Raw genomic sequence first — 12,898 nt, 5'->3', positions numbered from 1 at the left:
GAGGACCCGGCGCTCGACGTCGCGCGCTATGACAGCCACCCCATCGTGGCGATCAACGGGACCGCCACGAGGCGCGACAAGATCGCACGCATCGACGGCATCGACGCCGTGGAGACAATGCCCGGATTCCTCCTATGGATCAAGAAACCCAAGGTGGGCAACACCGTCGTGCCCACCCGGGACCTGGTTGCCAACCCGTGGTCCGTCTACTTCTGGGGTGAGGACGACCAGGCACTCGATGCAGCAACCCGGCGTGTCCACGACACTATTCGTCTCGTCGGTGCGTCCGAAGCGACCCGTGTTGGCCAGCGCTGGCCGTTGGCGAAAGAACGCCTGGCCCGGTACTGGGGAGCCCGGCCGAGGCCCGCGATGGCGCGGTCCTGGTGGCTGAGTCGTCAGCTGTGATCCTCCGGCGAGGCCTGATCGAGGTGCGACACGTCTCGCCAGGTCCATGCAGTCGGACAGTGCGCGCTGACCCCAGAAGTTGGGGTGCAGCGGCATCTGCTGCTGGTAGAGGTTGCCGCCGATCGCACCGCCGAACAGCTTGATGGGGGTCACCCACTCCGTCTTGATGCCGTTGTCGTCCTGCCACTTCGGCTCCATCCCGGCCTGGCCGGTGGAGTAGTTCAAGGCACCGATGGTGTCCTTGCCGCACAGTTTGTGGCGCTTGAAGGTGTCGGTCGTGTCCAGGATCACTACTTGGGTCTCGCCGAGCGATGACTTCGCTTGTTTCAAGCCGTCCCTCATCGCGTCCACAAGATCGGGATACACGTCCTTGACGATCCAGTCCAGATCGGCGTCGTAGAACGGGCATCCCCCGATGTCCTGCCGGCTGTAGCCGGATTCGGAGTAGGGGTAGGTCTGGGCGGCAGTGCCGATGGGAAGTGGTGGCTTTTGGTAAACGAGCTTCCACGCGGTCTGGTCGTATCCGGCGCGGTCCATGGCCTTGGTGACGTTCTCGACGGAGGCCTTGACGGCTGCCTTCGCCTTGGGGATGCCCTCCTTCACGATCTTGGCCGCATCTGGATCGCTCGAGCACTTCTGCCGGAATGGCCACGGCTTCAAGAAATCCGTGACACAGACCTTGGCCAACGCCCCGAATCCGAAGTCGTTGCCGCCGATCGACAGGGCCACGACGTCAACGTTGCGGTTGTCTGTGGCGTATTCCTGGAGCATGAGGGCCTGACCCTGGCCGACCGGTACATAGGGCGCCGGATTCACCAGATCCGCGAAGTCGATGCCCGGCTTGAAGAGCCCTTCTTTGGTCTTGGGAACGGTGGTCAGGATCGCCCCGGAGCAAGCGAGATTCTCCGACAGCCAGCCGCGTCCGATGTGCATCGCGGCTGCATAACTGCGATCGCACAACGGAATGGACTCGCGGTTCGAATTCGGCGGGTACGGCTTGTACCCGGTGGCATCTCCGAAGACCGACAGCCATCTGTTGCCCACCGCCGTGGGGTCGTCGGGTGTTCCGATATCGCCGCCGATGGCTCCCGCGGCCGTCTGCCACATCGACCAGTCGCCGCTGCGCTTCGACGACGAGAAGTTCTTGTTGGCGTACATGACACCCTCACCCGACATGTACGAGTCGCCCAAACCGACGATGGTCGGTGGCGCGAGGGCCGAGTCATCCGCTGCGGGAAGAGCCGGAGCTGATTGGGCAGGGACCTGCATGACGCCGGCCATCAACGCCAACGCGGCGACCGGAACAGCAGACAAGGTGAAGAAACGACGAGACACGCGCCGGCCTCCGATGCAATAGGCGTACACCTTCATGGAACCACTGTCATCGAAGCATTCGCTCACCGGGCTTGTCGCGGCGGCTTCGTTCGTAGGCACCCGGATCGGTCGGGTCGACCTCGGGTCGACTTCGGGTCGGCTTCGGGTCGGCTTCGGGTCGGCTTCGGGTCGGCTTCGGTCGAGACGGTGATGGCGCAGGCGAGAAACCCGGTGCCACCGTCACCGTCCGGTGCCCAACGTCACAAGGCGTGCGCTGCCCAGGTGAAGTTACCGGCCGGTAGGATCGAGAGCGGGTGTGCAGCGCGGCTGGACCCACATCGATACCGCCGCGGGCCCGCCCCCGAACTCCTGGGAGGGGTCATGGAACCGTCGTTGGCGCTGAGGGCCGGCATCGGAATCGTCATCATCGTCGTTGCGGCCATCTTCGCCGCCAAACGTGCTTGGTTCCTGACCAGCCTGATCCGCTCCGGTCAGCCCGCGGTCGGACGTACCAGCGAGGTCCCGACCCGGCTCGAAGCCGAGGCGACCGAGGTTCTCGGACAGAAGAAGCTACTCAAGTGGACGGTCCCCGGCATCGCCCATGTCTTCGTGTTCGCCGGCTTCCTGATCCTCGGCATCACCGTTGTCGAGGCCGTCTTCGAACTCTTCATCCACGGATTCGCGTTCCCGTTCATCGGTACCTGGCCCGTGATCCGCTTCCTCGAGGACCTGTTCATCCTGCTCGTCTTCGTGGGTGTCGTGATCTTCCTCATCATCCGGCTGCGCAACCAGCCCAAGGAACGCGGTCGCTGGTCCCGCTTCTACGGTTCCCACACCTCGGGCGCCTGGCTGGTCCTGGGGATGATCCTGCTGGTCATCCTCACGCTGGCTCTCTACCGCGGCGCGAAAATCAACATCGAGGACTACGCGGGGGACGCCGCGGCGGCCGGCATGACCGGGGCCTTCGTCTCGCAGGCGGTCGCATCACTGCTCGCCCCCCTGGGTGCGGTCACCAACGCATGGCTCGAGACCATCGGTCTGTGGCTGCACGTCGGTGTCATCCTCGCGTTCCTGTTGATCGTGCTCAACAGCAAACATCTGCACATCTTCACTGCCCCGATCAACGTGGGCGCCTCACGGCGGCCTGACGCCCTGGGGCCGCTTCTCCCGATGTACTCCGACGGGCAACGCCTCGACCTCGAGGATCCGCCCGACGACGCCACCTACGGCGTGGGCCGAGTTGAGGACTTCACCTGGAAAGGCCTGCTGGACATGGCCACGTGCACTGAGTGCGGCCGGTGCCAGTCCCAGTGCCCGGCGTGGAACACGGAGAAGCCGCTGTCACCCAAGCTCATGATCATGAATCTGCGTGATCACGCGTTCACTAAAGCGCCCTACGTGCTGGCGGCGCAGAAAGCCAACGACGGCAAGAACCCGGAACTCGGCGAGATCGACGAGGACGTCCTGGCCAGGATGCCGGAGAACGTCCAGAACGAAGCCCAGCGCGAGTTGGTCGGACCTCGCGACTTCGATCCACTACGCGCGACCGACGGCTACGACGCCGCCGGGCACCGTTCCCATGAAGGACCAGTCATCGACACCGACGCACTGTGGTCGTGCACCACGTGTGGCGCGTGTGTGAACCAGTGCCCGGTGGATATCGAGCACATCGACCACTTCGTGGACATGCGCCGCCACCAGGTGATGATCCAGACGGAGTTCCCCTCCGAACTCAATGGCCTGTTCAAGAACCTCGAGAACAAGGGCAACCCGTGGGGCATGAACGCCAATGTGCGTAACGCCTGGATCGACGAGGTCGACTTCCCGGTTCGAGTGTTCGGAGCCGACGGCGAGGACACGATCCCCGACGATGTCGAGTACCTGTTCTGGGTCGGCTGCGCCGGTGCCTACGAGGACCGCGCCAAGGAGACGACCAAGGCAGTCGCCGAGTTGCTCCACACAGCGGGTGTCGAGTTCATGGTGCTCGGCGACGGGGAGTCCTGCACCGGTGACGCTGCCCGCCGCGCCGGCAACGAGCCCCTGTTCTACATGCAAGCGGTGCAGAACATCGAGGTCCTCAACGAGGTCGGTGCCAAGAAGATCGTCGTCACCTGCCCTCACTGTCTCAACACATTGGGCCGCGAGTACCCCGAGTTCGGTGGCAACTACGAGGTCGTGCACTACTCGCAGCTGCTGCACGCCCTGGTCTACGAGAACAAGTTGGTGCCGGTGAACCGCGTGGACGACACCGTGACCTATCACGACCCGTGCTACCTGGGGCGTCACAACCAGGTGTACACACCGCCGCGGGCGTTGCTGGAGTCACTGCCCGGCGCGAGCCTCGTCGAGATGGAGCGCTCGGGTGAGAAATCGTTCTGCTGCGGCGCCGGGGGTGCGCGCATGTGGATGGAGGAGACCCTCGGCACGAGGGTCAATCAGAACCGCGCCGACGAAGCCATCGGGACGGGGGCGACCAAGGTCGCAGTGGCCTGCCCGTTCTGTTCGGTCATGCTCAACGACGGGGTGACCGTGCGCCAGCAAGAAGGGGCGGCGGAGGACGTCGAAGTCGTCGACCTGGCCTCGTTGATGCTCGACTCCGTCAAACGCTGAGTCCGACCGCTGCGTCCCTCTTCTGTCATCGTGAGTGCAAGTCGTTCCGGGGGCACTCAGCCGCTGGCGGCGTCCACGACGAACTGACGCGATCCACCGCTCGGCGAGACACCGCCTCAGGTGGTGAGCACACTTCTGGTGTTGTCCGCCAGGAGTCTGGGGTTGTCGATGTTGCGAACGCTGATCACGGGAACCGTCGCGTCACTGCTGATCGTGCCGGCAGCGCGAGTGCCGGCGGGGGCCGCACCGGCGCCCACCAGCAGCACCGATCCGGTGGCGGCGATCCATGAGCTCATGACCCAGAAAGCGGCCGCTGGGAACCAGGAACAAGCGGTGAGGCAGATTCAGGCGAAAGCCAGGGTCAAGAAGGTCACGGCCAAGGCCAACAAGAGCAAGGTCAAGGACGGCGGGACCGTCAAGGTGACCACGTGGGTGAAGCCGAAGAAGAAGGCGCCGGTCGCCTTGAAGCTGCGCAAACCGGACAGCAAGAAGTGGCGCCTGGTCCAGAAGAAGTCGACCAGCAAGAAGGGCAAGGCCACGCTGTCGACGAAGCTCACCAAGGTCGGCGACAACCGCCTGCGGGTGACGAGCGGCAAACAGAAGAGCGCAACGCTGGACATCACGGTCCGGCGTGACCCCACACCTGGGCCAGGCCCGGGTCCGAACCCCGACCCCGACCCCAACCCCGGTCCTGGCCCCGATCCCGGCCCTGGTCCCAATCCTCAACCGGACCCGAAGGTGAACTCCGTCGCAGCCACCTGGCCCTCAGGTTCACCGTTGCAGGTGGACCGCAAGTACGACGTCGCAGTCAATGTCGACCCGAACAAGTCGGTCGCGGTCCATATTCAGCGCAAGCGGGACTCCGGGTGGGATGACCTTCCCGGCAGCGCCACCCGGACCAACGACAAGGGCAACGGAACTGCCCAGTTGAGCGTCCCCGACGACGGCACTGCGAGGCTTCGCGTGGTGGTGGACAGCAGCGATGTGCAGTCCACTCCCGTCGACATCGCGTTCAGCGACGCCGGCGATGCCCTCTACAACGTGCCCGTGAACCTGCCGGACCAGCCCGGAGTGATGGTCAAGGCGCAAGAGTTCCCGATGAACTACCCGAAGCTCGCGCTCCCCAATCCGATCGACAAGTCCAAGGGTCCGCTCATCCTGCCCCCGATCGGCAACCCCGCTGCCGGCCCACCGACCTGTGTGACGGATCCGGCCATCCCCCAGTCCGACTGCAAGATTCCCGGGCGCCAGTACCGGGTCATGTACACCACCGAGCGGTGGGTTCCAGACAGCACCGGCGACGGCTCCGTGAAAGGACCACCGGAGGCTGCGACAGCACTCCTGATGGTGCCCCCCAACGTTGCCAACGACGCTCCGATCGTCGCCTGGGCGCACCCGACTCTCGGGCAGTCGGATCAGTGCTCGGTGTCCCGCGGCACCGAGCGGATCCCGATGCCCGGCGGTGGCACCGGACCCGGAGGTATGGAGATCAACGTCACGGACATGATCTTCTTCCTGGACCAGATGCTCGCCAAGGGCTACATCGTCGTCATGCCCGACTACTTGGGAATCGCCGTGAACGGACCCACGGGGAACCAGAAGACCTACATCGTGGGCCCCCAGGAGGCCCGGGACGTGTTCTTCGCCGTCGAGGCCCTGCACACGGACCGCAAGGCGGGCCGCGGCTGGCCCGGAGTTCCGCAGGCCGGCAACCGGTTCGTGGTCATGGGTCACAGCCAGGGCGGTCACGCTGCTCTGTGGTCGGGGATCAAGGCCGACGATCTGTACAAGAGAACGGCGCAACGCCTCCTGGGCGTGATGGCCGTCGCACCCGCCACCGACATCAACCAGCTCGTCAACACGTTGTGGAACCAGCAAGCCAACTGGGTCCTCGGCCCCGAGGTGATCCAGACCTGGGCCGGCTACCTCGGCGGCTGGGCGCTGAAGAACAATGTGCTGTCGCAAGCGGGCATGGCCAATGCACTCAAGTACTTCGACTACTGCACCACGCAGGCGTTCGCGGCGAGTGCCGAGTTCTACCCCAACGGGGCCAGTGCTCCGGGAACCCCGTTCATGAAGGACCCGAACGATCCTGCCAATCAGGAGGCCTTCTACAACTGGAGCAAGATCTTCGCCAAGATGACACCAACCATCCAGCAGGGGAAGTCGAACTCCTTCCCGAAGGACATGCCCTTGCTGATGGCGTCAGGTACCGCCGATCAGATCGTGCTGTCACAGGCGAACGCTGCGTTCCAGGAGTCGTTCTGCGCCGGCGGGGCGGACATGGCCGCCTACTGGACGCCGGTGGCGACGGGTATCGCGAACCCCAACCCGCAGGTGAACTCCGCCTTCCAGGCGGCGGATCACCTGAACGTGCTCACCTTCCCGTTCACCGACGATGTGGGCGGCAAGACAGCGCAGCCACAACTGGTGGGCGGGTCCTTGTTGGAGTTCACCAACGACAGGTTCACCGGCAATGGGCTGCCCAGCGACTGTGGCGACAAGCAGAAGACTCACAGCGCCAAGAACCCGTTCCAGAACGACATCCAGACGTGGTACGTGTTCCCGCGTCTCGACTGGGGAGAGGGTTGCAGCGTTCTCACGCCTTTGAAGTGCAAGATCCCGCCGGCCATTGATCCCACTGATGAGAAGTTCTACCTGACCGGCGGCGATCCGGCGCTGATGATGCCGTCCAAGCCCACACCACCTGGTGGTCAACCGACACTGAACCCACCACCGTCGCTGGGGTCGATCGACATCAACTCTCTGAGCCAGACGGGCTGCGGCTTCCAGTTCAAGAAGACCGGATCCGGGCTCAGCACGAAGTATCCGACCAATCCCGACTGCGTGCAGTGGGGGCTGTATCCCTACAACGAACTGATCTACAGCGACGGCAAGGTCGACAAGACTTGGGGCACCTACCCGTTCCAGCCGGCACTGGTGACAGCCGAGGCCGTCGGCGACTCGACCGGGCAAGCCACCCGCCAGTACGCCGGTGCCTCCCGGATCAAGGTCAATGTCAATCCCGACAAGAAGAAGGCGGACTACCGCGTCCAGATCCAGAAGCAGACGGGGAACGGCTGGCGCACCGTGACCACCACCAAGACTCGAGGCAAGGCGGACACCGTCGTGATCAACCAGCCCGCGGGACGGTACCGCGCGGTACTGCCTGCGCAAGCCCCGCACCAACGGTTGGTGAGCGACTCGGTACGTCTGACCAGTTGACCTGGCCAGCGGGGAAACTGCGACCGCTCAGGACCTCAACCAGTTGAGTTCAAGTACGAGAACGCCGGCAGGTTGCGCAACACCCAGAAGACCAGAAAAACAGCCAACACGACGAACCAGAAAACCCTGGCGCCGAGCACTGACCTGACGGGTTCGAAGGACACCGAGGCCCTGCGTCCGTCTTGCGGGCTGGACCCGGCGACACTCGGGCCTGCTCGCTGAGCCAGCAGCCACCAAGCGGCGACAACGACGCCGGCCAGCGCCATGACCGGGACCAGGACGTTGAAGTCGGCTGCAGTCGACAGATCACCGGTCACCAGAGCCCGAGTCGCTCGCGTCCCGCCGCAGAAGGGACAGTCCCACCCCGTCATCAGGCGGAAAGGACAGGCGGGAAGAACCGAAACGCCCAGCAGATCAGGCACCCAGAGGAGCACTCCCGCGGCTGCGACGGCACCACCGCCCATCAGCAGGGCACGTCGGGTGCTCAAGGTCTGCTCGGTCTGCACGCGTCCACCGTAACCCGGACCAGCAGTCAACGGACTACTCCTCGGGGAACGGACACGAACGTCCTCGGGGAACGGACACGAACGTCCTCGGGGAACGGACACGAACGTCCTCGGGGAACCGACACGAACGGTCGTCAGCGCCCGACCGAACGATCGCCGGAGCCCGATCGCCGGAGAATCGCGGAAGGATCGCCGGAGAATCGCGGGAGGATCGCCGGAAAGAGGTGTGGCCCCCAGCCGAACGCTGGGGGCCACACCTCGGTGATCGCTCTCAGGCCGCTACGGGCTCGCGGTTCAGTACCCGGAACGTGTAGGCGTGGGCGATGATCGTGACCGGGATGGCCACGAACAGTCCGATGCCACACAGGATCGCCCCGATGAACAGCGCCACCATGCTCGCGAGGAACAAGATGATGATGTTCGCCAAGTTCTGGTTCACAAAGGCGAAGCTCGACTTGATCGATTCCCAGGCGCGCTGCTGGCGATCCAACACGAAGTACGCGTAGAACTGCGCGAAGAACGCCACGATGATCGATCCGATGAACTGAACGATCCATCCGATGATGGGAACGATCCCAATGATCCCCAGCACCAGCTGGATCACGGCGAGAATCAGTGACGCCAGGATGATCACACCGATGAACTGCCACTTGAAGAAGATGCCGAGTTCGATCTTTCCGTTCGTCACATTCGCCAGGGCACCGCGAACGAACTGAGCCGTGATGATCCACCCCAGTAGTGCGAAGGCCACAGCGAACAGCAGCGTGATGATCGTCAGGCCGATGCCGCCTGCCGTGTTTGTCGTGTACGTGATCGTCCCGGACTGGGTCTCGATCGGAACGGTGTTGGCCGAAACGATCGGGATCAGCAATACGAAGTACACGATGCTGAGCACGACGGGCACCACCAGTGCGATCAAGCACGCGAGGATCCACGGACCCAGGTTCTGCTGGAACTTCGTCCAGCCGTAGTTGAACGCGTCACTGACGGAGTATCGGCTCGTCTCAGGCTGGAACCCGCCGGGATGGCCGCCGGCAGGCGGAGGCGGCGGGGCCCCACCTCCGAACCCTGAGGGCGGTGGAGGCGGTGCTGCCCCGCCGGGAGGAGGAGTGCCGCCGGGAGGAGGGGGCGGAGTTGGTGGGATACCACCGCCGGGGGGAGGAGGCGGAGTTCCACCGGATGGCGGGGGAGGTGGGGTACCGCCGCCGGGAGGAGGTGGGGGGCCGGGGGGAGGGGTGCTGTCGCTCATATCGCTCCAACAGGATGAGTTCTCGGACCTGTCGAACGTAGCAGTGAACTCTGCGGAATCCGTGGACCCATCACCGTGATGTGAAGTGTCGAACAGCGAACAGCCCCCGGAGACCACGCTCCGGGGGCTGTCGCTACTGGCCGACTATCCGCGACGGTTGCGCCTGCTTGCAGCACGAGCCCGTCGCGGTTACCTGCCTACGCCGCCACGGGCTCGTTGTTCAGCACGCGGAAGGTGTAGGCGTGAGCGATGAGAACAACCGGGTACGCCACCAGCAGCCCGATGCCACACAGCAGCGCGCCGATGAGAACCGCCAGCATGCTCGCCAGGAACAGCACGATGATGTTCGCGAGGTTCTGGTTGACGAACGAGAAACTCGACTTCACCGCCTGCCAGGCCGACTCGTCCCGATCGAGCACGTAGTACGCGTAGAACTGGACGAAGAACGAGACGATGATCGCCCCGATGTAGCAGGCGAGAACGCCCACCGCCGTGAGAACGGCGACGATCAGGCCCGCCACGATGATGGTGCCGATCAGGCGCATCTCGAAGAACTTGCCGAGGGAGATCTTGCCCTCCGTCGCCGTCGCCAGGCCACCACGCACGAACTGCGCGGAGACGATGACGCCGAGAATGATGATGGGGATCATCAGCACCAACGTGGCGAGGAGGCTGCCGAAGAAGCCCCCTGGGATGAAGCCGCTGTTGGTGAACACGAGTTCACCGGTGACCGGATCGATCGTGGCCTCGGTCGATCCGATGATCAGGCGAGCGATCACCGTCTGGTAGACGAACTGGATCGCGATGACGATCAAGCCCAGGATCAACAGTCCGAGGATCCAGGGTCCGAGATTCTCCTGGAACTTCTTCCAGCCGTAGTTGAACGCGTCACTGACGGAGTAGCGACTGGCTTCCGCTTGGAACCCGCCGGGCTGACCGCCACCGGGTGGGGGCGGGGGGGCGGCTCCGCCGCCGAAACCCGAAGGGGGCGGAGGAGGAGTGGCCCCCGGAGGAGGTGGGGGTGTGCCGCCGCCGGGCGGCGGAGGAGGGGTCCCACCGCCGGGAGGCGGAGGAGGTGTCCCGCCGCCGGGAGGCGGAGGAGGGGTCCCACCGCCGGGGGGAGGTGGAGGTGTGCCGCCGCCGGGGGGCGGCGGGGGGCCGGGAGGGGGGGCGCTGTCGCTCATGGGGCTTCCTTCGCATCTGGGACCAGCCGGGCGCCGAATCCTTACGCATCCACAACGACCCAGGCCGGGACGGCGGATTCCACGATCGTAGTACCGCGACAGTGCCGGGCACAGGCGCCCGACGGTCGTGTCGGCCGTCAGATCAGACCGGCGTGCGATGGAAATTCAGATGGGAACGGCTGGGTGTCGGGCCACGTTGACCCTGATACCGCGATCCGTACCTCTGTGAGCCATACGGGTGATCAGCGGGAGACGACAAGCGGAACAGGCACAGTTGCCCGATCTTCATTCCGGGCCACAGTTTGATCGGCAGGGTGGCGACATTCGACAGTTCGAGCGTCACGTGTCCACTGAAACCGGGGTCGATGAACCCTGCGGTCGAATGGGTCAGAAGGCCGAGTCTGCCAAGACTCGACTTGCCCTCCAGCCGGCCTGCCACATCGTCGGGGAGGGTGACCACTTCCAGCGTCGAGGCGAGCACAAACTCGCCCGGATGCAGGATGAAGGGCTCTTCCGCTTCCGCTTCGACGAGCCGGGTCAGGTCGGGCTGTTCCTCTGCCGGATCGATGTGGGGATACCGGTGGTTCTCGAACACCCGGAAGTACTTGTCGAGCCGGACATCGACACTGGAGGGCTGGATCATGTCCTCGCTGAAGGGGTCGATCGCGACTCGGCCATCGGCCACCTCGGCGCGGATGTCCCGATCCGACAACAGCATGCGGCCTCCCAGCCCCTCGGGGTTTCTGGGAGCGTATACGACCAGTGATCAGGCGGCCGTGACCCGCACCGACAGCACGCTCGTGAACGGGCTGTACCCGGAGCCGGCGGCGGCGGTCACCTTGAGTCGGCAGCGCCCGCTATGGAGTCCACGGATTCTGAACGCGTCGTCGCGCCGCAGCAACCGACAGGTTCTGGGGGTCACGTTGTCCCAGGACCGGATCGGCAGTCCTTGATCAGTCCGGTTGGGAAGCAGGGCGGTGCGGCCGACGCGCAGGCGTTTCACGCTGTTGTTCAACGACTGCTTCTTCGTGGCGGGGGTCGCCGGGGCGTCCCGCTGCGGCACCGACTCCGGATCAGCTGGGGCGGAGCATGTGGGGCACGCTGACGCCACCGACCGGGCGGCGTTGATCGCGCCGTCGCCGTAGCGGTCGTCACGCCCCGGCGCACCGAGATCAGTAGCACCTGCCTGCAGCATCGCGACCGGATCCACCCCAGGCGCGATGGAGCGGACCAGCGCCACGACCCCGGAGACGTGGGGGGCGGCCATGGACGTGCCACTCATCGACTCGTAGCCACCGGGGACAGTGGACAGGACCCCGGAACCCGGAGCGGCGAAGTCGATGGTCTCACCACGGTTGGAGAACGGCGCCGGATCCAGGCGTTGTCCGATGGCGGCCACCGACACCACGCCGGGCAGAGCCGCGGGGTACGAGGCCTCGGCGCTGGCGTCGTTGCCGGCTGCCGCAACCACTGTGACACCACGCCGCTGCGCATATTCCACGGCCGGCGCCATGACGCTTGCGTCCGGGCCACCCAGGCTGAGGTTGATCACAGTGGCACCGTGATCGGTGGCCCAGACGATGCCTTCGGTGACGTCGCTCAGCCAGCCGCTGCCATCGCTGCCCAATACTTTCACCGGCATGATCGATGCCTCGGGGGCGACTCCTGCCACCCCCAGCCCGTTGTTCGCTCGGGCGGCGATGACCCCGGCCACGTGGGTGCCATGGCCGTTCGGGTCGGTGTCGGGCGCTGATCGGTCTCCGCCGCGAGTGCTGGTTCCGGGGACCAGGGCCCCGGCGAGATCTGGGTGGCTTGCGTCCACGCCGGAATCCAGAACCGCGACTGTGACGCCCCGTCCGGTCGCCAGCGGCCACGCTGTCTCGACGTCCAGCGCCGTCAGACCCCATTGGTCGGCGCGCATCGGGTCGGTCGTCCCGACGGTGTGCACGCGCTGATCGACGCCGACCGCCAGCAGATTCGCGTCAGCGTCCAACTCCGCGACGATGCCCCGGGCGTCGTTCGTGTCGGCCACCCGTTGCGTCGTCACCTCCGGACCGTCTGCACCTGCCCGAACGACGACCAGTCGCATCTTCTCTCCGCCTGCAACGCCAGCGGCAACCTCATCGAGGGCGCTCGGGGACGGTTCACCCCCCCTCTCCCCCGGCACGGCGGGAACCTCCCCAGGCACGGCCAGGACCTCGCTCGGCACGGCGAGGACCTCGCTCGGCGCAGCGGGAACTTCCCCCGACGCGAGAGGAGCAGCAACTGCCGATTGTGTGACGGCTGGTTCGAACGGGGAGGCGGTTTCGGCGCTGGCAGGACCAACAGCCGATACCAAGATCAGGGCAGCCGACAATGCCGCGGACACACAGACCCCGCCCGACGACCACAACCCCATGCTTGAG

8 protein-coding genes are annotated in these 12,898 nt (G+C 65.3%); 2 read left to right on the top strand and 6 right to left on the bottom strand.

Annotation, left to right across the window (positions count from 1 at the left end; all coding sequences use genetic code 11):
- Window positions 1-132: 132 nt before the first annotated feature.
- Window positions 133-1,776, bottom strand: a complete 1,644-nt coding sequence (locus V9E98_05970; protein ID MEI2716528.1) for a hypothetical protein — start codon at window positions 1,774-1,776, stop codon at window positions 133-135.
- Window positions 1,777-2,100: 324 nt separating this feature from the next.
- Here V9E98_05970 and V9E98_05965 point away from each other — a divergent pair, with 324 nt between their 5' ends.
- Entirely contained in the window at window positions 2,101-4,329 is a 2,229-nt protein-coding gene (locus V9E98_05965) for a (Fe-S)-binding protein (GenBank protein MEI2716527.1), read from the top strand.
- Window positions 4,330-4,452: 123 nt separating this feature from the next.
- Entirely contained in the window at window positions 4,453-7,554 is a 3,102-nt protein-coding gene (locus tag V9E98_05960; protein MEI2716526.1) for a lipase family protein, read from the top strand.
- Window positions 7,555-7,589: 35 nt separating this feature from the next.
- Here V9E98_05960 and V9E98_05955 read toward each other — a convergent pair whose 3' ends face one another.
- From V9E98_05955 to V9E98_05935, 5 genes are all read right to left on the bottom strand, one after another.
- Window positions 7,590-8,060: a DUF2752 domain-containing protein gene (locus tag V9E98_05955; protein ID MEI2716525.1), complete on the bottom strand. Its 471-nt coding sequence runs from the start codon at window positions 8,058-8,060 to the stop codon at window positions 7,590-7,592.
- Window positions 8,061-8,331: 271 nt separating this feature from the next.
- Entirely contained in the window at window positions 8,332-8,979 is a 648-nt protein-coding gene (locus V9E98_05950; GenBank protein MEI2716524.1) for a hypothetical protein, read from the bottom strand.
- A gap of 527 nt (window positions 8,980-9,506) precedes the next feature.
- The gene (locus V9E98_05945) at window positions 9,507-10,136 is read right to left on the bottom strand and encodes a hypothetical protein (protein ID MEI2716523.1); all 630 of its coding nucleotides are present in this window, start codon (window positions 10,134-10,136) and stop codon (window positions 9,507-9,509) included.
- Window positions 10,137-10,635: 499 nt separating this feature from the next.
- The gene (gene dcd / locus V9E98_05940) at window positions 10,636-11,211 is read right to left on the bottom strand and encodes a dCTP deaminase (protein MEI2716522.1); all 576 of its coding nucleotides are present in this window, start codon (window positions 11,209-11,211) and stop codon (window positions 10,636-10,638) included.
- A gap of 48 nt (window positions 11,212-11,259) precedes the next feature.
- Entirely contained in the window at window positions 11,260-12,891 is a 1,632-nt protein-coding gene (locus tag V9E98_05935; protein MEI2716521.1) for a S8 family serine peptidase, read from the bottom strand.
- Window positions 12,892-12,898 lie beyond the last annotated feature (7 nt).

The organism is Candidatus Nanopelagicales bacterium, assembly GCA_037045355.1.
GTDB lineage: Bacteria > Actinomycetota > Actinomycetes > S36-B12.
Note: the sequence above shows the minus strand (reverse complement) of the source record. Positions and strands in the feature narration are given on the sequence as shown.